A 20921-nucleotide genomic window follows, 5' to 3' on the forward strand; every position below is an offset into this window, starting at 1 on the left:
TAGTATTTTAAGAAGTGGTGACACTGGTCAAAGAGTTAGAGATCTGCAGAACAAATTAAAACGAGCGGGTTACTCGCTTGTAGCAGATGGCATATATGGTCCAAATACAGAAAACGCCGTGAGAGCTTTTCAAAGAAAATACAAACTTGCAGTTGATGGAATCGCTGGACCAAACACGTTAAATAAGTTAGATGCCGTGTTAAAGCAGCCGGCAAAACCAAAACAATCCTCAACACCAAAGCAAGAAAGTTCGAATGGAAGTGCTGTTGTACCTTACCCAGGCTATATGATCAGAAGAGGTTCAACTGACTCAACAAATGTAAGCAGAATACAGCGCGCATTAAATATTTCAGCCGATGGTATCTTTGGTCCTCAAACTGAATCTGCTGTAAAAGCTTATCAAAAAAGAAAAGGTTTAGTATCCGACGGAATTGTTGGTCCAACGACTTGGAATACACTCTTTTAAAGAGGTACAATAAATTTAAAAAAGAGATTATCTTTTGATAAGCTCTTTTTTTGTATACAAAGCGGAGGCGTTATAGATGAACGAGAATACAGAGAACATTTTTATAGAGTGGAAAGAGAAGTCAAAGGAAATTGCTTTATACTTTAAGAATCGTGACCGAAAAAGTGCGAGAGAACCGATGGAATATTTCTTACATCAACTTTTAAAAACAATCTATTCCAAAAATGGAGTGCAACCTTTTCATACAATGAATTATAAAAGCGATCTACAGGAATTCAAGCACTTACCTGTGAATGCGATCGAGCGGCTTACGTTCATCGAAGATCAGCCGGATCACTATCAATCATACATACAGCTTAGTGAGTTATTTTCTGAATGGGAAAAGAAAAGTGTCATATTAACAAAGCGCAGTACATAAGGACAAGACACTTGGACATATGATGATGACATGAGACGTTTTTTAGGAGGGGTATCATGCAGATTCATGTGGTGAAACGGGGCGATTCTCTTTGGAGACTTTCGCAATACTATAAATTGCCGTGGCAGGAGCTCGCAACAGTTAATCGATTGTCAGAAAAAGACGTGCTTACAGTAGGACAGACACTTTTCATTCCAACACCTTTTACGTATACCGTTCAGCCTGGTGATTCATTAGAGGAGATCGGAAACAGGATCGGTGTAACAGTCGCGCAGCTACAGCAGGCAAATCCGGGTGTGACGGACAGCAACCTCCGGCCAGGAACGCAACTGAACGTACCGCAGCGTACGAAGAAAACAATCCTAACGAACGCGTTTGCAGAGCCTAACCCAAAAGCACAAGCCAATTTTGATGCCGCTGCAAGAGCTCTCACGTACATCACGCTATTCAGCTATGAAGTGAACGAGAAAGGTGTATTCAAACCACTGAATGATTCTGAGTTCTTAAAAGATGCAAAAAATAAAAATGTACGCCCGATCATGGCCATCACGAACATCAAAGACGGTGAATTCAGTGAAGAAGTGGGAACAGCGATTCTAACGAAGAAAGAGATTACAGATAAAGTGATAAACGAGTCCTTACGTATTATGAAGCAAAAAGGATATGAAGGGATCTCGGTTGATTTTGAATACTTAGGAAAACAAAACAAAGAAGCTTACAATCAATTCCTAAGAACGCTAACAGAGAAGATGCATCAGGAAAATTTTATCGTCATGACAGCGGTAGCACCAAAAATCTCAGGCACTCAAGAAGGCGAATGGTACGAGTCGCATGATTATAAAGCACACGGTGAGATCGTAGATTATGTGATTCTGATGACGTACGAATGGGGATATAGCGGTGGTCCGCCGATGGCCGTCAGTCCGCTTCCATCTGTAAAAAAGGTGCTTGATTATGCGGTAAGTGTAATCGATCCAAAGAAGATTCTTATGGGCATCAATCTGTACGGTTATGACTGGACGTTACCGTATAAACCAGGCGGTGAGTTTGCGAAAGCATTGAATCCGGTTCAAGCGACCCAGCTAGCAGGAAAGAGGCAGGCTGCCATTAAATACTCAAGAAAAGATGAAGCTCCTTATTTCCGTTATTGGGATAAACAAAAGAAAGAGCATGTGGTATGGTTTGAAGATCTTCGAAGTATGAGAGCAAAGTTTGACGTAGTAGATCAGTACGGCTTTGCAGGTGTAAGCTTTTGGAACCTATCGTTTGGTTATCCTGTATTTTGGAACTATCTGCTTGATCGGTATAACATAAAATAGGTGTTCTGAAACAGCAGTAGATTGCCATTACTTATATGAGAATAAAAAAAGATCCGCCAGCTAAAAGTTGCTGACGGATCTTATTTATTTATTGACCGAGAGGAGGGACGAGGCCTCCACCGTTTCCACCATTTTGTTGTCTGCCTCCGTTTTGACCTGGAGGTGTAGGTGTTGTACCAGGCTCACCTTCTGCAGGTGGCTCCGTTCCAGGCTCTTGACCTGGAGGAGTATCCGGTTGTTCGCCTTCACCGCCTCCTTGATCAGGAGGCGTACCAGGTTCACCTTCTGCAGGTGGCTCTGTTCCAGGCTCTTCTCCCGGAGGAGTACCTGGCTGTTCGCCTTCACCCTCACCAGGCGGTGGCTCTTCACCTTCAGGGCCTTCGATCGTAATCGATGTTCCTGCTGGTTCGCTTTCTGTATTGTTCTCACTGTCGATCGCTATGACTTGGAACGAATATTTACCAGGAGCAGGAGCTGGAACAACGAATTTCGTATCGTTGATCGTGGCACGTTCCTGCATCGGACCGTCGTTATAGCTTGCGAGAACTCTAAAGGTTACCCCTTTTTTCTTACCATATTTCCATTTTACTTCGATCTCGTTCTTATCTTCTTTGTACTTCGCTTCAAGCCCTTCGATAGAAGAAGGTTTTTCATAACTATCACTTATACCAGGAAGGTCAGTTCCTTTAACGAAAAGCTCGATGATCTTCTCAGAATCAGGTGTGAATTCACTAGCGCGTTTACCTGTTCCTTTTTCCATCGCGACTTCTGTTACGGATTTTGGCTTCTTGAAGTCTGCATTCTTATGATCTAATTCGCTCATGATATCACGGAAAATCTGCTTCGAATAGTCCGCTTCATTGTCGTTTAGATAGAGACCGTCTTTCATATCTGCATAACCTGTCCATACCGCAGCGGTATAGCTAGGTGTATAGCCGGCCATCCATGCATCTTTCGTTGCCCCATCAGGAAGACCGTATTTATCTCGATCATCTTTAGAGTAGTTTGTCGTACCAGTCTTACCTGCTAAGTTAAGTCCGCTAACGTTCGCTTCACGACCAGTACCTCTATCCATAACATCTTCTAGCATATCTGTAATCATATAAGCGGTGTAGTCTTTCATCGCCGCTTTTGGTTCTGAATCCACTTCGATCACGCGACCATCAGGGAATTCGACCTTACGAATCGTTGTTGGTTTTGAATAGATACCTCCGTTACCGAACGATGTATAAGCACCAGCTAGTGTAAGAGGGGAGATTCCTTTTTCAAAACCACCAATCGCATAAGATGGATACGTAGTGTCAGGATCTAAGTTAAATCCTAACTTATTAGCAAAATCAGTTGCTTCTTCTGCTCCAACTTCTTGGAACGCACGAACAGCAGTCGTGTTCTTTGATTCTACGAGCGCTTGACGCATAGAGATATCGCCAACGTTTCGGTCGTTAAAGTTGTTGATTGTAATGTCTTTCAGTTCTACCGGTTCATCTTTCAAGATATAACCCGTGTTCCACTTTTTGTTTTCAATCGCAGGTCCATAATCAAGGATCGGCTTTATTGTTGAACCCGGCTGACGATTAATTTTAGAAGAGAAATAGTTACTTAATTCATTTCCACGACCACTCCCCACTGCTCGGATTGCGCCAGTCTTTGTGTCTAGTAAAGCAACACCAGATTGAAGAACTTTGTTTTCATTTTCTAATTTAGCTCTTAATACGTCTTCAGTCGTTTGCTGTGCTTTCGTGTCTAAGTTCGTATAGATTTTAAGTCCAGAAGAGTAGATATCTGCTTCCTCAAGTCCTTCGATATCTTTCAAATCATCGATAACTTGTTTGATATAAGCATCATATGGTCGTGATTCGGTTTTTAAATTTCCTTCATCGATCATATCTTTAACAGGAATACTTTTAGCTTTTTCCGCTTCTTCTTTTGTAATGAATTTATGCTGAGCCATTAGATTCAAAACAACGTTACGGCGATGTTCAGCTTCTTTCGGGTTTACAAGCGGGTTGTAGTAACTTGGTGCCTTTGGTAGACCAGCTAATAGAGCTGCTTCTTGCACTTCAAGCTCGCCAACTTCCTTGTCAAAATATACTTTTGATGCTGTTGCGATTCCGAATGCTCTATTCCCAAAGAAAATTTTGTTTAGATACATCTCTAAAATTTGATCTTTTGAATACTTCTGTTCTAGTTGAACAGAAAGGTATGCTTCACGAATCTTACGTGTAAGTGATTTTTCATTCGTTAAAACAGTGTTCTTAATAACCTGCTGAGAGATCGTACTCGCACCTTCTGCTCCAAAACCTTCTCTTACGTTGGCGAAAGCTGCACCAGCAATACGACGTACATCTACTCCACTATGTTCACGGAACCGTACATCTTCTGTCGCAATAAATGCGTTCTGTACATGTTCTGGAATCTCGTTAATCTTCACACGAATTCGTTTTTCATCACCTGCGACGAGAGATGCTTCTTCGTCGTTCATATCCATAATCTTAGAGGATACAGGTGTTTCTAGTTTCTTAGGATCTAATTTAGGAGAGGTCGCGGCAATAACGCCGATCGTTAACAGTCCTAAAACACCTAATATAAGAGCAAGGATCAACAGAGTCTTCTTCCAGTTACGTCCTCGTCTAGGTTTTTTTGTTTTTGTTTTAGTTGCCGGTTTGGAACTATCACTCGATTGTCTGCGCTCCATACGGCTTCGGTAATCTTTTGACATTGTTTTACCAACCTTTCAACTTCATAAAAAAATGAACACGTTCAATTATTCGACGGCATTTGACAATTTATGAACGACTAGAAATAGACAGAATCTACCACTTGTAAGTAATTAAGCCGAGGTTGATACCCGATATTTATAGAATGTCCTTTTTCCTCGATTTCAGCCTTTGGTATAGATTTTCTGCCTTCTCTCTGTTCGTTCCAAAATGTGATCAAGTGAGAACTGTCGAATAGATAGCTCTCATCTGTTGCAGAGAAACGAAGGATGACGAACGAGATCCCATCATGATTTAAGATATGCTGCATATGAAGTAGCTGATGTTCATGAAAGTTCTTTAGTGGGAAGCTTATCTTATTCTTTGTTTCTTTTGCCTCAAAGTCAATGTATCTTCCTTTATACACACCATTGTAATCTGTCGTGGAAGCGAGTTTGAAGTATGCTTCACGAATGACAGCGGCAGATCGCTTTGGATATTCTACATTTACGATCTGAACCGGAGTAGGTTTCTTATGGATGATCGCTTGATTGGTTAAAAGATAATATTCGTTGCTCTGATTGATATCATCTTCTAACGACATTCCTCTGTTGCTGTACGAAATATCCTTTTTGATAGAAGATGAAGATTGTTTTTTCACGATAGAAGTCACTTTCTTACCGTTTGGATAATGAAAGGTACCCATGATTCATCTCCTTTACAACGAAAGATGGCTATGCGCATGAAAAAAACGATACACATAGCCGTTGGATGTTTACTTTTTTAGTAGTCGAGAAAGTTCTTCTTCTACAAAGCCCATGACGACTTCTTTTGAGTCCTCCGTTTTAATAACGGTTACAGGAGTTGCAGAAGCGCCGAGGTCGATCACTTCTTTCATATAGGCATCGTTTTTACGAATATCTCGTTCTTCAAAAGGAATCTCGTTTGCTTTTAGCCACTCTTTTTCTGCAAAGCATGGAGGGCATGTTTCTTGTGTATAAAGTATTACTGTCTTCGCCAAAGGTCTATGCCTCCTTTTTCCAAATACATCTTTCATAACCATTAGTTTACTCTTTTTTCTTATATGACACAAATATTTTATAACATGAAAGCGAACGATAGAAAATAGGACAAAAAGCATGGAGGAAGAGCGTGGTGCAGCATAATGAGGATATCATTCAACACATTTTGAAAACTACGAATTCACAAAATCGTGACAATATTTCACGTACCGTAAGCTATGCCACATTTTATAAACATAACCCTGAACTAAGGTGGGCGATGCTCGCAAGCCTTGTTTCAAGAAATGCAGGTTACAGCATGTGTGACTTAAAAGGGGACTGGTTGCCTAGGCTGTTGTCTAAAGATACTAGAAAGCATTTATTCCTAACGTATGAACGCGCAAACTGGCTGATCTTTCAGGATGCATATCCCCAGCTTTTGATCTATGAGTATTCGAAAAAACAAGAAGAGCCATGTTTTCATCTGCTCAGATACTTTGGTGTTTCCTCATTTATGGTTCATGAGTGGGAAAGATTCTGGAAAGAGAAAGATCTGAAGAGAATTTGCACGTCTTTAATCATTAATGAACAACACGTGATCGAAAAGCCGGTAATAGAGGATGGGTTTTACAAAAAGAGAATTTTTTCAAAGGTGCCGTTTCTTTTACAAGATTATATGCATTTCAGTACCGTGCTTTTTCCTGTCGAGAGTGGTGAAGTGATAGGAATTTCTGTTCATGGATTTAAAAAGACGAAAAATAGGATCGAAACAGGTAAAAAACTGTATACCATTTTGTTTGAGTCAGAGTGGGGTGAAGAAATTCTTTCCTTTGCAGATAAAGTCACTCATACGGGATCAAGACATGATTTTGAAACCTATATCTATCCCGGTAAAAAAAGAGAGACTCCTTTTTTACGTATCGCGTTTCCGATCATCGAGCACAATAGGTGTAACACAAAAGACTGGTATCAAAAAAAAGTAAACACTGAAAAGTTTTATGAACCGATTGAACCGTTGCACCGGGTCGTGTTAACAGATTGGTATAAACAAAAGCAAAGGCAGCTGAAAATAGGAATCCTCTTAAAAGAGTGGATGTTGCATGCATAAAAGAAGACGGCTTTTTTGAGCCGTCTTTACTTGTTTATGTGCTAGGAATATCAGGGCCGTTCAGCTTTTTATCACCATAGCCTGTGCTGTTCTTTTGTTCTCTTTTTTGAGTACCTGTTTCTTCTTGGGATGTATACTCATCCTGCTGTTTTTGTTGTTTGCTGTCTTGGTTCATGTTGGCACCTCCTTTTTGTATCACCTGAACTGTTCTTAGTTTTGGTGCTGTTGCGACTGAATATACAAACAATCAACAAATTGAGTGTCGAAATTGTAGTGATTCCGTTGTATTCCACTTTCTTTGGCGAATGAAAACTAGTTTTGTCAGGTGTGAAGGGGATGGGAATATGATGCTAGAAAATAGTACTCACAAGAAAACGGGGAGGGATTCATGATGGAAATGGTGTTGATGAAAACCAAAACGGTCTCTGAGGAACTTGGGGTGAATCCAACAACAGTTCAGCGTTGGGTCAGACATTTTAACATACAATGTGACAAGAATGAGCATGGTCATTATCTGTTCAAACAAGATGATATCGATCAGCTAAGAGAGATTAAAGCTCAGCTCGACAATGGACTTTTGATGAGTGATATTCAAGTTCAGTCTATGCAGTCAACAGAGCAATCAAAGGAACTGCCAACCCAATTTGAAGATAAGTTCAATCGTTTGAACGCTGCCATAGAGGCACTAGAGAAGAAAGTGGAGGAAAAAGCAGATGGGGTCGTTTCCTATCAAATGCTGCAGCACGCAACAGAGCTTGAAGAATTGATCAAAAAGATGGAGAACATGGAAGCGCGACTGCAAGATCTAGAAGTGGCACTTCTGAAGCAGGATTATCCTGAAGAGCGTTTATACGTAAAAGAAAAATCAAAGAAGAACTGGTTCGTCAGTTTGTTTACTCTATAAATACTTTTATAATAAGTACTTTTCATAACCTATTGGCTACTGCTTTATAGATTTTGTTTTTTACTTCGTTGACTAGTTGATTGGAGTGGAAGATACGAGACTCCTGCGGGACGAGCGGTCAGGTGAGACACTTAATGGCGCAAAGCGGCAAGTGGCTCACCGGTCGCCCCGCGGAAAGCGAGTCTCTGGAACGGAAATCAGCCACCGTCGAACGCTCCAGAGAATATCAGAATACATCTAAATAAAATCAAAAAGTGTAAGTCTCTTCATTCTTTGGTAGGATATAAAGAATGGGGGGACTTTTTTAATGGACCATTTATATACATTAACAACCGAGCTAATCGCTGATATAGATGAAGCGTTTCATATTTATAAGACAGAAACCAAAACGAGAGAAACAGAAGCGGACTTTTTTACAGAGGTCAAACCTTTTGCCGATCGCATCCATTTTCGCGTGAAAGACTGGGAGCCGCTCGCGAGAGACTGGGTGATCGTCAACAAGCCCAAATATCTGTACCCGATTCAGATCAAGACCGCTGCTGAAAACATTGGCTATCTTGGCGTTTATGTCTTTCAAAAGAAAATGAAAGACAAACGAATCACAGAAATGGTGAAATCTGTTCTCTATGTATTGAATCAGCTAAAGAATCAAATGGCGGAAAACGAAAATAAATAATTTCACGTACCGTACTTAAATATGTTTTTAAAAATAGGGAGAGAACAAGATGTATCATCCATCTGTTTATGATAATCTAAAGGTTGTGCTCGAAGGAGCAGTATATGACCTAGATTTTTCAGGAGAAATTGAGATCATTAATCGTAAAGACTTAATGGATCAGGCTATTATAGAAAGAAATTATTCGATTGACTTTGTAGTTTCAGCGATCGGAGAAGCGATGAAAGGGACTATCACCTTAACATCAAATCTAGAAGACTTGGCTATGGAAAAGTTGAACGATAACCCTGAAGGAGCAGGCAGTAAACTTTCCTGCGTGATCGAGACTCCGGTTTATGAAATAGAAACGGATTGTAAACAGCTTCAATCCATTTTGAAAAAATGGGGAAGCGGAGATTTAAAAGGTGATATTCAGCAAAAACTTACTTATATATATGGTCAACCAAGACACGTATTCACCAACACGATCTCTATACAACTTCAAAAGCCGGTTTCTGAAGAGGAACCAGAGCGAATTTCATCTGTACTTGAAGAGTTAATAGCGTCAATAAACGAAATGAATGAATATTTTAAGGGGTATAAAAAATGACACAATCGCTACAGAATTTTCCGGAATTTATCCGAAACGCTTGGGACAAAAGCGGCTTTTCAGCATTTACAGACATTCAAGAACGAGCAATACCTGAACAGTTAGAAAACAAAGATTTGATCATCGAATCTCCAACTGGGACTGGTAAGACTCTTGCTTATGCATTACCAGCACTATCAAAGATAAACCCAGAAGTAAAGAATGCTCAAGTTCTCTTTTTAGCACCAACACGAGAACTAGCGATGCAAATTTATGATGTATGTCAAAAGTTCACCGAAAACAGCGGATTAAGCGGGGCATCTCTCATCGGTGGAGCTAACATGCAGCGTCAGTTAGATAAATTGAAAAAGAAACCGCAATTTATCGTAGGTACACCTGGGCGAGTAAAAGAATTGATCCAAAACAAAAAACTTAAAGTTCATGAAGTAAAAACTATTGTGATCGATGAAGCCGACCACATTATTGAAGCTGGATTTAACGGAGACGTTGAACAAGTAATCGCAGCAACGCTAAAAGATCGCCAGCTTGTATTCGTATCCGCTACGATCAATAACAAGACTGAAGATTGGTCAAGAAAATTAGCCGTAGCACCAGTTATCGTTAAAGTAGAAAAAGACCTGGTGAAGAGCGAAGTCACACATACGTTCATGGTGTCTGATTACCGTGACAAAGTTGAAAACTTACGAAAGCTGATTCGTCACACACCAGGCATCAAAGCGATGGTCTTCATTAATAGTTCGATGAAGATGGATGAGTTCGCAACGAAACTTGAGTATAAGAAGATCAAGCTAGGTGTATTAGCGGGTAATTCCACTAAACAAGATCGACAAAGAGTGATCAATGATTTTAAGAATGGAAAGATTCCTGTTCTTTTAACAACAGATGTTGCGACACGTGGATTAGATATTCCTGATGTTACACACGTAGTCCATTTTGAAATGCCAGAAGATGTGAAACAATACGTCCACCGATCTGGAAGAACAGGGCGTATGGGAAAAGAAGGTACAGTCGTTTCTTTAGTAACGAAAGCAGAATTAACTTCTGTGAAAAAATGGACTGCAAAGATGAACGTACCACTTCAAAAGCAGCTGCTTGAAAAAGGACAAGTCATCGTAGAAGAGAGTGCTACTAAAGGACCATCCACGAAACGCACTGCACCGAAAAACGAAAAAAGCATGCAGCGAAAAACAGACGGATCTAAAAAAAGAAGATAGTTTCTATTAAAGGATTTTTCATGAATCGATAAAATTCTTTCTCTAAAGGGGAGAGATACGTTTGGAAATCACTGAATTTTTATATCAGATTAAGCCAGTTAGAGCAGATTTAATGGAAAATCAAACACAAGAGGAACAAGAAAAGCTTCAATCTCATTTTCTGTACCTTCAAGATATGTTAGAGAAGGGGAAATTGGTATTGGCAGGACCCTGTCTGGATGCTTCGTTTGGTGTTGTTATTCTTCAAAATACAAATGAAGAAGAAGCACAAGAAATTATGGAAAATGATCCAGCAGTCAAGGGGAACGTCATGAGTGGGAAATTGTATCCTTTTCGCGTTTCATTAATAAAGAAATAGCACTTCTTAGCACTGTAACCATCGATTGGTTACAGTGCTTTCTTTTTATTGAAAAGGATTTTCGACATTTTCAGAGAATACATGTAACGGTTTAGAAGAATTTCTGGAGGCGTTTTAAATGTTTGGCTTATTGAATGTTGGGAGTCTTATATTAGGGTTAATCGCTTGGATTTTGCCGGTTCTAAATTTATTCCGAAAGCAGAATAAGAGCTGGAAGATGTTGTCTACGATTAGTATCAGTGCTTGTTCAATTTCATTATGTTTTCAAATTTTGTATACCTACCATAAAGTGTTGATGGAGGATTGGGCTGGCCTTTTGGATACGATGTTTGCCACTGCATTTGCTTCAGCAGCTCTTTTAATCATTACTATCGCTTTAAATGTAATGACATTGGTTGTTTATCGTGGCAAAACAGCAAGTTAGACGCCTTATAAAGGACAGGTTTCAAGCTAAATAACACTTGAAACCTGATTGCTTGTGTTTATAATTTGAGAATTAGCTATTATAAAAAAGTTTGGATAAGTGTTTTTTACTATCATACGATTCAAGTTTTATCCCTTTTTTTAACTTATAAACAAAATTGGGATTTGCTAATATTAGTCTTCCAAATGCTGCAAGATTAATAGTGTTTTCTTTAATGGCGTTATCAGCCAGCTCAGGATTTAGATTTCCAACACCAATTATTAGACCGTCCCAATGTTTTCGTACAAGTTGATGAAAGGTTCGTTCATTCATTATTACTTTGTCGTACTGATTAACCGACGGATGTAGAATCTTAACACCTACTTCATTGAACGCTTCTATAAAAGTTTTTATCGCTTCTTCTTTATCGCTCCACTGAAATTCCTTTATATCATCTTTGTGTTCAGAAAACCTTATGGAGGTACGGTTTGCCCCTGTCACCTCAATAACAGCAGATAGCACTTCCTTCATGAATGTCAGCCGTTGTGAAAGGCTTCCACCATATATATCACTGCGTGTATTTGTAACATCAGAATTAAACTGGTCAATCAGGTAGCCGTGAGCTCCATGTACTTCCACTCCATCAAATCCAGCACGAACAGCATTTTCAGCACATAATTTAAAACTTTGTATTACTTTTTTAATATCTACAACTGACATGGCTTCTGGTTGATCAAACGGCTTTCCATAGCGATGCACATGGCCGTTTGCTCTAATAGCAGAGGGAGCTTGTGGAGCGAAGCCACCTATCAGATCACGATGAGTTAATCTGCCTACATGCCATAATTGGGCTATTATTGTACCTCCTTCTTCATGAACAGCGTCCGTAACCTTTTTCCAACTCACTACTTGGTCATTCGTGTACAACCCCGGAAGGTTAAATGTACCTTTAGCACGAGAACTTACTGTTATTCCTTCCGTTATGATGAGACTGATTCCGTCAGCCGCTTTTGCTCTGTAATATTCAACTATATCTTGATCGACCACACCAGATTCATCTTCTGCAAAACAGCGTGTCATTGGGGCCATCGTAATTCTATTCCTTAAATTCCAAGTTCCAATCTGGATAGGTTCAAAAAGTGATTTATATGGAAATTCCATTTTCATCTCTCCCATATTTATTAATTAGTATTATATTAATTACTTTTAGACTTCTTTTACATATGAATTAAAAGGTGTTTTAATAAAAGGTGGAATAAATTTAAGGTGATTTACTTATATTACTTATAATTTATTAATACATAATTCTGAAGTGGAGGAAGAGAAATGGATATAACCGATAAGGATATATTAATAAAGCTTCAAGAAGAAGGACGAATTTCTATGACCGAACTAGGCAAGGCGGTCTCTATGTCACAGCCTGCCGTAACTGAACGAGTGCGAAGACTCGAAGAAAGGGGAATAATTGATTATTATCGAGCAGTGCTAGATCCCCAAAAAGTTAACAAAAAAACTACGGCTTTTCTTTTATTCCATACAAAAGATTGTGAGAAGTTCATACGTTTCTGCAAAGAAACACCAGATGTGATTGAACTTCACAGGATAAGTGGCCAATATAATTATTTGATAAAAATTGTAACCAAATCTATGGCTTCATTAGAGTCAATAATAGATATGAGCGGCATTCACGGAGATTCTACTACTTTAATTGTTCTTTCGTCACCCTTCTCATTAAAAAATATTGTCCCAGATTTTTGAAAATTAATAGAAATTGGAGTCGATTAACTAATAGTGTTCCATGTACCAGAAAAATATAAATAACCGACCAGCTTGAATCGGTCGGTTTTTATAGTTAATTATAGAACTTGTATCACATACCACTTTTACCACCAAACGTTCCGGTAAAGCTGAACGTACGGAGATTCAGGATGTTGTTGAACATACTGCATCTGCTGATACGTTTGATCATGATTTGAATGGTAGGTATATTCAGTGTTTCGCTGACAATTCGTGTAAGGCCCTATATAAGTAGAAGGTTGAACAGAGGCAACGGTTTCTTTCCATTGATTTTCGTCAAGACAATACGTATGCGCCATAACATTGGCAGGGGTGAATCTAAGTATATCTGAACCAAGAATAACTTGTGGAGTGGGTGCATTAAAAATTGCTAGAATATGAGTGTTATCTTGCAAAGCGATTTCATAATGCCACCAGCCTTGGGGAACGTTTGCTACTTGGCCTGGTGTGATCTTGAAGTTCAATAACTGTTTGGTGAATGGATTCAGAATCGATACAAGAACAGAGCCTGAGATACAGTAGACAAGTTCAGCTGCATTCTGATGATAATGAGGCTCAACTACATTGCTCGTACTCATAAAGATGTCTAATAATGATACGTCCTCTAAAGTATTCAATTGGTTAATACCCAATACATTGATATAATTTTGACTGTCTTTTTTGAAAAGAGGACTCGTATTTACATCAAACGTAAATTGAGTGAGGGGAGACGAATAATCCATATATGAAACCATAATGTGCTTCACCTCTTCTTAGGCGTTTACCAACTTTGTAAGTATGGTATGCAAACACAAATAATTGGGTGTTTTTTTAATGAAAACAAGAGATCTCTTTGAAATTCCCTTGTTTTACCTAACGAAATTTATATTAAGTGTTTGTGATTACAAAGGTCCCAATAATAAACACAATGCCATTGGAGATTAGAGAAAGGATTAGACCAATAACAGCCAGAATCTTTTTCTCTCTTCTTTTAAATAAGGTGTAGCCACATAGCAATAATGACAGTGGAGAACCAATAGCAACTGTATAGATCAGAAAGCTGCCTCTTGTACTATACATGGTCATAATTAATAAGAGGGGAAGTAATAGAGAAGCAATACTCAACCAAGAAAAATGTTTATTATTCTCTCTTCTGTCTCGATACCACGCAATAATTCCTGTTAATAATCCCAAAAGTATAAGTAGAATAAAGATTAAATCCAAAAAATCCCCTCAATTCAGAAAATTTTTTCACACTTTTTCCATTTAGCATTATAGCATATATTGGAAAAAGTAGTTGTGGAATTTTAGTGTTTAAATAATAATAGTTAAAGAAGGGTTATTTGTCATAAAAACAAATAAAAGTTAGACAAATAAAATTTATATTAAGGAGGAAAAATAATTCTTATAAGAAAAGGAATAGCTGCTATTGCTACTAGCTTCATTATGACTTTGATAAATATTGCGATTCTCGGTTTAGAGTTTAGTATTTTTATAGCGTTTTATTTAGTTCCATTCGTCATCTTGTATGGATCCTTTTCGTCCATGTTGTCTGATTACATGATTAGGTGGATTCATCCAAATTTTAAACTTTTATTATCAAGTGTTTTTCATATTCTTTTTGGGTTGATATTTATAACATTCATTCAAATAGGAGAACAAGGGTATGATCTGGAAAACATAGTATGGAATATATTCTTCACGCAATCTATACTATGTTCTTTATTCTTTTGGATGATTGACGAAGTGTTGAAGAGAAAAAAAGTAATTATATGGTTCAAAGAAAAGTTGTCTAAAATTGGCGAGCTGAGGTTATAAATGAAGAAATTCATATAGTGCACTTGTACTTTTGTTACAAATAAGGGTACACTCCTCATTTCCTTATTGAGGACCATGTGAAAAAGGGGATAATCACAATGACAAAAACAAAAAAACTAATTGGAGGCATATTGTCGGCAGCTGTTACGTTAAGTGCCTGCAGTTCTAGAGAAGATATAGCTGTTCAAGATGAAACAACTTACACGGAAGATGAAACCTACTCAACGTCTTATTCGGAAGAGCCAACCTATGATGAAGCTGTTGAAGAGGAGATTGAACTAGATCATTTGCAATCTCAATATCCTGATATGGACTTAGAAGCAATGGAGAATTATATAGAAGAAAACGGACTGGAATATCAAGAGGATGAGCTTATCACTTTCTTAGATGATGTCTATGAAAACGGAGAATCTACTCTGGATTCCAATTATTATTCTAATGAAAGCTCGTTTCCTTGGTGGATATTCTTGTTAGCAAATACAACCAAAATGAAACCTGCAGGAAAAGTTAACTTTACGAAATCAGCTACAACTGCTCCTTCAACCGTTAAACCAGCAACAAAGCCGAGTACGAACGTGACAGCATCTCCTTCATCAACTGGTTCTCAATCAGGTTCAGGCTTTGGGTCGGGAAGTAAGTCGTCCGGATCTTAAATCGTCATATACACGCTATGATCTCATGCTTATATCAATCTCTTAAACCCATCATTGATGGGTTTTTTATAGTTTTATTTCGTTCAGTGATTGACGACCAATTTATTAAATGATAGAATTCGATATGTAAATCGTAATGATTACGCTTAAAGCGAAAGTGAGGAGGGCAGCACTTTTAACAAGGACCAGAAGGGCGAGCATAAAGAACACCTCGTACAAGGGTGTCGTAAATCTTATGATTACTTCGTTTTTTAGTGTTCAAGATTACTTGATACATAGGTATTATTTTCTTCATCTTTCAATAAACTTCAACCATTATTTTTTTTGATTTTCAAACCGTAATGATTACGATTATAAACTAACAGGCAAGGAAGGTAAATGAATGAGAAACTATAAAAATATTTTAGTAGGAATGTTATGTTTGGTTCTTGTATTCATCGCTGGTTGTTCAACTACACAAAATAGCTCAGAAAAACAAGAAGATAAAGAAAAGAACGTTAACATGATCTTCAGCTTCAAAGCAGCAGACTTAGATCCGCACACTGGATTTATTCCTATTCGTTCTGGACTTACAGAAACGTTATTAAAACTGGATGAGAAATCAAATATTGAAGGCTGGTTAGCGGAAAAATGGGAAACAGCAGATAATCAGAAGTGGGTATTTGATATCCGAAATGATGTAAAATTCCAAGATGGTAAAAAACTTGATGCTGAATCTGTCAAACAATCATTAGAAAGAAGTATAGAAGCCAACGAATCGTTAGGTGATTCTCTCAAGATTAAATCGATGGAAGCCGACGGACAAACACTAACTATTAATACGACAGAACCATATCCTGCACTTCCATCTGAACTTGTAAATCCTTATACATCAATTGTGAACATGGATGCAGCCAAGAAGGAAGGCGAAGAAGCATTTAAGAATAACCCTATTGGTACGGGTCCATTTAAAGTAAAAGAATTTAAAGCCAATCAATTTGTTGAAGTAGAGAAGAACGCAAATTATTGGGCAGGTGAGCCGAAACTAGATTCAGCTATGATTAAATTTAATGAAGATCCTAACGTAAGAGCGCTAGCACTTCAGTCAAAGGAAGCTGATGTGGTGTACAATCTTCCTGCAGAGAGTTTAGATGCTATAAAGAAAGATAGCAAACTGAGCGTTGAATCTATCCCAGGACTTCGTGCACATTTTGTTCTTTATAACAGTCAAAGTGAAAACGTAAAAGATTTGAAGATAAGACAAGCACTTGATCTGTTGCTTGACCGCAAGAGCGTAGTGAAAGACATTATGCAAGGAAACGGACTTGAGGCTAACGGTCCATTTAACAGTACATTGCCGTTTGGACTCGATGAAGAAGTTTCAGAAATGAATGTAGATAAAGCTAAAAGCCTTATAACACAAGCAGGCTATAAAGAAAATGCAGAAGGTCTAATGGAGAAGGACGGTAAACCTTTAACTCTTGAACTAGTTACATATAAAGCTCGTCCAGAACTTCCTTTAATCGCGCAGCTATTACAATCTGATGCAAGTAAAGCCGGAATCAAAATTGAAATTAAAACTGTTGAGAATGCAGATACGCATCTAGCTGAAAATAAAGACTGGGATCTAGCTACATATAGTAACAATACTTCACCAAGAGGAGACGGCAGCTACTTCTTTAACACAGCTTTCACAGAAACAGGTGCTTTAAATGTTGGGAAAATCAACATACCGGAACTTAACACTCTAATTGAAAAGCTAAACAGAACAACAGATTTAGACGAGCGTACAAAGCTGACACAAGATGCGGCTAAGGTAATCAACAAAGAAGTTGCCCACAGCTATGCCGTTTATCCAAATATCATTATTGGGATGAACAAACGCATTGTGAACTGGGAGCCTACAGCAGAGGAGTACTATATTCTAACACACAATATGGATGTGAAGTAATGTGTTTACGATTATAAAGAATAGGGTTATTCAACTGGTTGTTGTTTTATTCATACTATCCCTATTTACGTTTACATTGATGAAGATGGCACCAGGAGATCCGGTTCTTACCATCCTAAATGCCGATGAAATGGTCGTAACAGAAGAAGATCAAGCTGAGCTTAGAAGTAAGCTTGGCTTTGATCAGCCTCTGTATGTACAATATGGCAAATGGATGTTCAACCTCATGCAGTTTGATCTAGGAAAATCATACATGTCTGGGAAACCAGTTATTGAAGAACTGTTAACGCGCATACCCATTACTGCGGAACTTACATTTTTTGCAATGACTATCATGTTATGCATCACCGTTCCACTCGGCGTGTGGTCTGCAAAATATGTAAACAAATGGCCAGACCAATTCAGTCGGATTTTAGCATTAGTTGGAGCATCTATTCCTAACTTTTGGCTCGGACTCATCTTAATCTATCTTTTTGCGTTTAAATTAAGCATTCTACCTTCTTCAGGAATCGGGTCCTATTCTCAAATCATTTTACCCGCTTTTACATTAGGTTTTACGTTTGCTGTAGTTTATGCGAGGCTGCTTCGAGCGGGTCTTCTACAAAGTTTGTCTGAGGACTATATTTATGCAGCAAGAGCAAGAGGTGTCAAAGAGTGGAGGATTCTATGGTTGCACGCTTTTAGAGCTGCAGTTCTCCCCGTACTAACTATTTTCGGCTTAAGTCTAGGCAGTTTCTTAGGTGGAGCAGTAGTCGTTGAAATTTTATTTTCTTGGCCAGGATTGGGGAGTCTTGCCGTTGACGCTATATTTAACCGTGACTATCCGGTCATCCAAGGATATGTATTATTAACTGGAATATTTGTAGTAATAACAAATCTCGTTGTTGATTTATCTTATTATGTGATCGATCCTAGAATGAAACGAAAAGAGGAGGCATTAGGAAGGTGAATGTTCAGGTGCCTAGAATAAACCGAATTCCATTTTTCTTTAAGAATCAAAACTTGATGACAAGCTGTGGACTTTTGTTTTTTATTATAATTACTTTCATTACAATTATTGGACCATTTATTATTCCTAACGAGCCTTTTACAGCTAACATGGCTGAACGGCTTGCTCCACCAAGTTCAGCATACCCTCTAGGAACTGATCATATGGGAAGATGTATATTTTCAAGACTCATAGTCGGTGCCCAGTCAACACTTGGAATAACGGCACTTGTTGTTGTGACAGTTGCACTCATCGGTATTCCGATCGGTCTCGTGATCGGTTACATCGGTGGTCGAATGGATACCCTGTTTATGCGTATAGCGGATGGTATACTTGCTCTTCCAGAATTTATTTTAGCGATTGCGATCGCTGGATTCTTAGGACCAAGTTTGACGAATCTCATGATTTCGATTGTTTTTGTTAAGTGGATTGCTTATACAAGGGTCGTAAGAAGTATCGTAATCACGGAACGAAACAAAGATTATGTTCTAGCTGCAAAAGTTGGGGGAAGTTCTAACTGGAAGATTATAAGAAGACATATGTTTCCGCAAATTGTTTCTCCTGTCCTTGTTCTAGCTACCCTTGATATCGGAAAAGTGATCCTTACAATCTCTTCCTTATCCTACCTTGGATTAGGTGCGCAGCCTCCAGCTCCAGAATGGGGAGCGATGTTGAATGATGGAAGACCTTATTTTCAGAGTGCGCCAGAATTAATGATCTACCCAGGTTTAGCCATTTTTTTTGTGGTATTAGCATTTAACTTAATGGGTGAAGGATTGAGAGACAAATGGGATGTTAAAAGTCGATAGAGAGGAGGTTTGTAATGTTTGAGAACAAAACGACAACTTCATGTGAGAATAATCTGCTCACTGTGGAAAGCCTTTCAGTGACTATCCGCAACAGCAGGAAAAAGCTAATTCACAATCTGAATTTTTCTATCCCTCAAGGTGAAATATTTGGCTTAGTCGGAGAGAGCGGCAGTGGAAAAAGTTTGACGGCCACCGTGATTTTGGGAATGCTTTCTAAGTCTCTGGAAGTTACAAGCGGATCTGTTACACTTGGTCAATCAGAGATCACGTCGTTAAGTGAAAGGGAGCTAAGAAATATACGTGGTCGTGATATTGCTTACCTCTCACAAAACTATCAAAGCTTCTTCACGCCATTTATAAAAGTTGGACAGCAGTTTATTGAGATTATAAGATGTCACACAGATATGAGTCGAAAAGAAGCAAAGAAAGTGGCAATTCATTGGCTGAACAAAGTCCACTTACCTGCGGAACGTGTATTTAACAGCTTTCCTGATGAACTTAGTGGCGGACAATTGCAGAGAGCTTCTATCGCATCAGCCATTATGTTTCGGCCGAAACTGATCATTGCAGATGAACCAACAACTGCTCTAGACGTGTTAACCGGAGAAAGAATTCTAGATCTCTTGTCTGAGCTTAAAGAAGAGTTGAATTGCTCTATTCTCCTAATCTCGCACGACCTGAAACATATTATCAAACGAACACAAACAGTAGGCGTTATGTACGGTGGACAAATTGTAGAAATAGGAAAAACCAGTGCTGTAGTGGCGAATCCTATCCATCCTTATACGAATCTATTACTTCAGTCGAGGCTCAGATTGAATAAGCATATCCAACATGAGTTGCCGACTATGCTAGGTGAACCTGGATTAATAGCTGAAGAGGGCTGTCCTTTTACTAAAAGATGTCCGAGTGCTATGGAGTCCTGCAGCAACAAAGTGCCAATGAATAGCTTAGGAAAACACCATTCGGCTGCCTGTCATCTGGTGAATGCAGAAAGGGAAGAACGATATGTTACACGTTAATTCAATCTCGAAGACATATCACTCAAAACCAGCTTTAAGTGATATTTCACTTTACGTTCATGCTGGTGAAAGCATAGGGATCATTGGAGAGAGTGGCAGCGGTAAGAGTACTCTTGGCAAGATCATTTTAGGACTAGAGAAACCTGATCAAGGAGATGTTCATTTTAGAGGGAGTAACCTGCACACGCTAAAAGGACAAGCTTTAAAAGCATTCAGGCGTCACCTTCAAATCGTGTTTCAAGATCCCGCTGGGTCCTTAAATCCTAAACTTCCTGTATGGAAGTCTGTAGTTGAACCGTTAGAAAATTATCCAGACGTTATCCCTTCATTTTTAAAAGAAGTAAGACATGATCGTAAGAAGATGGCAGAAGTCTTGTTTCAAAAAGTGGGCCTATCACCTGAACTTCTGGAGAGATATCCACACCAACTAAGTGGCGGACAAAAACAAAGAATTGCCGTAGCGAGGGGAATTAGCTTAGAACCAGATCTGCTGGTTTGCGATGAACCTACTTCAAGTCTGGATGTTTCTGTACAAGCACAAGTCCTCAATCTGTTAAAGAAGTTACAGCGAGACTTGAACCTCTCATTTCTATTCATCTCGCATGATATCGCAGCTGTCCAATTCATGTGTGAACGAATCGTGGTACTAAAGGACGGCATCTTAGTTGATGCGTTTTTAACAAATGAACTTTTTTCAGCGTCTCGTCATCCTTATACAAAAATGCTAGTAGAGATGAGTATGGAACAAGATCGGTAATTGAAGAGAACCAACA

24 protein-coding genes are annotated in these 20921 nt (G+C 38.8%); 17 read left to right on the forward strand and 7 right to left on the reverse strand.

Going from position 1 to position 20921, the window contains the following annotated elements:
- Positions 1 to 4: 4 nt before the first annotated feature.
- The 3 genes from H9648_RS20995 (at position 5) to H9648_RS11850 (ending at position 2203) form a co-directional block, all read left to right on the forward strand.
- A complete protein-coding gene (locus H9648_RS20995) occupies positions 5 to 466 on the forward strand; it encodes a peptidoglycan-binding domain-containing protein (RefSeq protein WP_318243522.1) in 462 nt (153 codons plus the stop codon).
- 76 nt (positions 467 to 542) lie between these two features.
- Complete coding sequence (locus H9648_RS11845) at positions 543 to 884, forward strand: YpoC family protein (protein ID WP_191754005.1); 342 nt, start codon at positions 543 to 545, stop codon at positions 882 to 884.
- Positions 885 to 940: 56 nt separating this feature from the next.
- The gene (locus H9648_RS11850) at positions 941 to 2203 is read left to right on the forward strand and encodes a glycosyl hydrolase family 18 protein (RefSeq protein ID WP_191754006.1); all 1263 of its coding nucleotides are present in this window, start codon (positions 941 to 943) and stop codon (positions 2201 to 2203) included.
- Between the two features lie 88 nt (positions 2204 to 2291).
- On the opposite strand, the gene H9648_RS11855 is transcribed toward H9648_RS11850, so the two are convergent.
- The 3 genes from H9648_RS11855 to H9648_RS11865 all read right to left on the reverse strand — a co-directional run bounded on the left by H9648_RS11855 (position 2292) and on the right by H9648_RS11865 (position 5920).
- Positions 2292 to 4922, reverse strand: coding sequence for a transglycosylase domain-containing protein (locus tag H9648_RS11855; protein WP_191754007.1), 2631 nt, complete (start codon positions 4920 to 4922; stop codon positions 2292 to 2294).
- Between the two features lie 77 nt (positions 4923 to 4999).
- A complete protein-coding gene (recU, locus tag H9648_RS11860) occupies positions 5000 to 5605 on the reverse strand; it encodes a Holliday junction resolvase RecU (protein WP_191754008.1) in 606 nt (201 codons plus the stop codon).
- A 69-nt stretch (positions 5606 to 5674) separates the two neighbouring features.
- Positions 5675 to 5920, reverse strand: a complete 246-nt coding sequence (locus tag H9648_RS11865) for a glutaredoxin family protein (protein WP_191754009.1) — start codon at positions 5918 to 5920, stop codon at positions 5675 to 5677.
- A 131-nt stretch (positions 5921 to 6051) separates the two neighbouring features.
- Between H9648_RS11865 and H9648_RS11870 the strand changes: the two genes are divergently transcribed.
- Positions 6052 to 7008 carry a DUF2515 family protein gene (locus tag H9648_RS11870; RefSeq protein ID WP_318243516.1) on the forward strand — a complete coding sequence of 319 codons (957 nt, stop codon included), beginning with the start codon at positions 6052 to 6054 and terminating at the stop codon, positions 7006 to 7008.
- 34 nt (positions 7009 to 7042) lie between these two features.
- On the opposite strand, the gene H9648_RS11875 is transcribed toward H9648_RS11870, so the two are convergent.
- On the reverse strand, positions 7043 to 7183 hold the full coding sequence (locus H9648_RS11875) for a hypothetical protein (RefSeq protein ID WP_191754010.1): 141 nt from the start codon (positions 7181 to 7183) through the stop codon (positions 7043 to 7045).
- A 213-nt stretch (positions 7184 to 7396) separates the two neighbouring features.
- On the opposite strand from H9648_RS11875, the gene H9648_RS11880 reads away from it, so the two are divergent.
- The 6 genes from H9648_RS11880 to H9648_RS11905 all read left to right on the forward strand — a co-directional run bounded on the left by H9648_RS11880 (position 7397) and on the right by H9648_RS11905 (position 11173).
- A complete protein-coding gene (locus tag H9648_RS11880; protein WP_191754011.1) occupies positions 7397 to 7912 on the forward strand; it encodes a MerR family transcriptional regulator in 516 nt (171 codons plus the stop codon).
- Positions 7913 to 8219: 307 nt separating this feature from the next.
- On the forward strand, positions 8220 to 8588 hold the full coding sequence (locus H9648_RS11885) for a YppE family protein (RefSeq protein ID WP_191754012.1): 369 nt from the start codon (positions 8220 to 8222) through the stop codon (positions 8586 to 8588).
- Positions 8589 to 8637: 49 nt separating this feature from the next.
- Positions 8638 to 9177, forward strand: a complete 540-nt coding sequence (locus tag H9648_RS11890) for a hypothetical protein (RefSeq protein ID WP_191754013.1) — start codon at positions 8638 to 8640, stop codon at positions 9175 to 9177.
- Positions 9174 to 10391, forward strand: coding sequence for a DEAD/DEAH box helicase (locus H9648_RS11895; RefSeq protein ID WP_191754014.1), 1218 nt, complete (start codon positions 9174 to 9176; stop codon positions 10389 to 10391). Before H9648_RS11890 ends, H9648_RS11895 begins: the two co-directional genes overlap by 4 nt.
- A gap of 61 nt (positions 10392 to 10452) precedes the next feature.
- Positions 10453 to 10749 carry a YciI family protein gene (locus H9648_RS11900; RefSeq protein ID WP_191754015.1) on the forward strand — a complete coding sequence of 99 codons (297 nt, stop codon included), beginning with the start codon at positions 10453 to 10455 and terminating at the stop codon, positions 10747 to 10749.
- A 118-nt stretch (positions 10750 to 10867) separates the two neighbouring features.
- Entirely contained in the window at positions 10868 to 11173 is a 306-nt protein-coding gene (locus H9648_RS11905) for a hypothetical protein (protein ID WP_191754016.1), read from the forward strand.
- Positions 11174 to 11245: 72 nt separating this feature from the next.
- On the opposite strand, the gene H9648_RS11910 is transcribed toward H9648_RS11905, so the two are convergent.
- A complete protein-coding gene (locus H9648_RS11910) occupies positions 11246 to 12319 on the reverse strand; it encodes an oxidoreductase (protein ID WP_404825686.1) in 1074 nt (357 codons plus the stop codon).
- A gap of 159 nt (positions 12320 to 12478) precedes the next feature.
- On the opposite strand from H9648_RS11910, the gene H9648_RS11915 reads away from it, so the two are divergent.
- The gene (locus H9648_RS11915) at positions 12479 to 12910 is read left to right on the forward strand and encodes an Lrp/AsnC family transcriptional regulator (RefSeq protein ID WP_191754018.1); all 432 of its coding nucleotides are present in this window, start codon (positions 12479 to 12481) and stop codon (positions 12908 to 12910) included.
- A 125-nt stretch (positions 12911 to 13035) separates the two neighbouring features.
- Here H9648_RS11915 and H9648_RS11920 read toward each other — a convergent pair whose 3' ends face one another.
- Both H9648_RS11920 and H9648_RS11925 read right to left on the reverse strand, forming a co-directional pair.
- Positions 13036 to 13683, reverse strand: coding sequence for a cupin domain-containing protein (locus H9648_RS11920; RefSeq protein ID WP_191754019.1), 648 nt, complete (start codon positions 13681 to 13683; stop codon positions 13036 to 13038).
- A gap of 133 nt (positions 13684 to 13816) precedes the next feature.
- Positions 13817 to 14152: a hypothetical protein gene (locus H9648_RS11925; protein WP_191754020.1), complete on the reverse strand. Its 336-nt coding sequence runs from the start codon at positions 14150 to 14152 to the stop codon at positions 13817 to 13819.
- Positions 14153 to 14844: 692 nt separating this feature from the next.
- Here H9648_RS11925 and H9648_RS11930 point away from each other — a divergent pair.
- From H9648_RS11930 to H9648_RS11955, 6 genes are all read left to right on the forward strand, one after another.
- Positions 14845 to 15399, forward strand: a complete 555-nt coding sequence (locus H9648_RS11930; RefSeq protein ID WP_191754021.1) for a hypothetical protein — start codon at positions 14845 to 14847, stop codon at positions 15397 to 15399.
- 382 nt (positions 15400 to 15781) lie between these two features.
- Positions 15782 to 17329 carry a nickel ABC transporter substrate-binding protein gene (gene nikA / locus H9648_RS11935; protein ID WP_191754022.1) on the forward strand — a complete coding sequence of 516 codons (1548 nt, stop codon included), beginning with the start codon at positions 15782 to 15784 and terminating at the stop codon, positions 17327 to 17329.
- A 1-nt stretch (position 17330) separates the two neighbouring features.
- Positions 17331 to 18278, forward strand: coding sequence for a nickel ABC transporter permease (gene nikB, locus H9648_RS11940; RefSeq protein WP_318243518.1), 948 nt, complete (start codon positions 17331 to 17333; stop codon positions 18276 to 18278).
- A gap of 56 nt (positions 18279 to 18334) precedes the next feature.
- Entirely contained in the window at positions 18335 to 19126 is a 792-nt protein-coding gene (nikC, locus tag H9648_RS11945; RefSeq protein WP_191754087.1) for a nickel transporter permease, read from the forward strand.
- Between the two features lie 14 nt (positions 19127 to 19140).
- Positions 19141 to 20148, forward strand: a complete 1008-nt coding sequence (locus H9648_RS11950) for an ABC transporter ATP-binding protein (RefSeq protein ID WP_191754023.1) — start codon at positions 19141 to 19143, stop codon at positions 20146 to 20148.
- Positions 20135 to 20905, forward strand: coding sequence for an ABC transporter ATP-binding protein (locus H9648_RS11955; RefSeq protein WP_191754024.1), 771 nt, complete (start codon positions 20135 to 20137; stop codon positions 20903 to 20905). The genes H9648_RS11950 and H9648_RS11955 overlap by 14 nt, the downstream gene beginning before the upstream one ends.
- Positions 20906 to 20921 lie beyond the last annotated feature (16 nt).

The sequence above is a fragment of the Fictibacillus norfolkensis genome (assembly GCF_014836645.1).
Classification (GTDB): domain Bacteria; phylum Bacillota; class Bacilli; order Bacillales; family Fictibacillaceae; genus Fictibacillus; species Fictibacillus norfolkensis.

Excerpts from the sequence above, each read along its gene's own strand:
- H9648_RS11845 (WP_191754005.1), top strand. The coding sequence starts at position 543 with ATGAACGAGAATACAGAGAACATTTTTATAGAGTGGAAAGAGAAGTCA.
- H9648_RS11850 (WP_191754006.1), top strand. The coding sequence starts at position 941 with ATGCAGATTCATGTGGTGAAACGGGGCGATTCTCTTTGGAGACTTTCG.
- H9648_RS11855 (WP_191754007.1), bottom strand. The coding sequence starts at position 4,922 with ATGTCAAAAGATTACCGAAGCCGTATGGAGCGCAGACAATCGAGTGAT.
- recU (WP_191754008.1), bottom strand. The coding sequence starts at position 5,605 with ATGGGTACCTTTCATTATCCAAACGGTAAGAAAGTGACTTCTATCGTG.
- H9648_RS11875 (WP_191754010.1), bottom strand. The coding sequence starts at position 7,183 with ATGAACCAAGACAGCAAACAACAAAAACAGCAGGATGAGTATACATCC.
- H9648_RS11880 (WP_191754011.1), top strand. The coding sequence starts at position 7,397 with ATGATGGAAATGGTGTTGATGAAAACCAAAACGGTCTCTGAGGAACTT.
- H9648_RS11885 (WP_191754012.1), top strand. The coding sequence starts at position 8,220 with ATGGACCATTTATATACATTAACAACCGAGCTAATCGCTGATATAGAT.
- H9648_RS11890 (WP_191754013.1), top strand. The coding sequence starts at position 8,638 with ATGTATCATCCATCTGTTTATGATAATCTAAAGGTTGTGCTCGAAGGA.
- H9648_RS11895 (WP_191754014.1), top strand. The coding sequence starts at position 9,174 with ATGACACAATCGCTACAGAATTTTCCGGAATTTATCCGAAACGCTTGG.
- H9648_RS11905 (WP_191754016.1), top strand. The coding sequence starts at position 10,868 with ATGTTTGGCTTATTGAATGTTGGGAGTCTTATATTAGGGTTAATCGCT.
- H9648_RS11910 (WP_404825686.1), bottom strand. The coding sequence starts at position 12,319 with ATGAAAATGGAATTTCCATATAAATCACTTTTTGAACCTATCCAGATT.
- H9648_RS11915 (WP_191754018.1), top strand. The coding sequence starts at position 12,479 with ATGGATATAACCGATAAGGATATATTAATAAAGCTTCAAGAAGAAGGA.
- H9648_RS11920 (WP_191754019.1), bottom strand. The coding sequence starts at position 13,683 with ATGGTTTCATATATGGATTATTCGTCTCCCCTCACTCAATTTACGTTT.
- H9648_RS11930 (WP_191754021.1), top strand. The coding sequence starts at position 14,845 with ATGACAAAAACAAAAAAACTAATTGGAGGCATATTGTCGGCAGCTGTT.
- nikA (WP_191754022.1), top strand. The coding sequence starts at position 15,782 with ATGAGAAACTATAAAAATATTTTAGTAGGAATGTTATGTTTGGTTCTT.
- nikC (WP_191754087.1), top strand. The coding sequence starts at position 18,335 with ATGACAAGCTGTGGACTTTTGTTTTTTATTATAATTACTTTCATTACA.
- H9648_RS11950 (WP_191754023.1), top strand. The coding sequence starts at position 19,141 with ATGTTTGAGAACAAAACGACAACTTCATGTGAGAATAATCTGCTCACT.
- H9648_RS11955 (WP_191754024.1), top strand. The coding sequence starts at position 20,135 with ATGTTACACGTTAATTCAATCTCGAAGACATATCACTCAAAACCAGCT.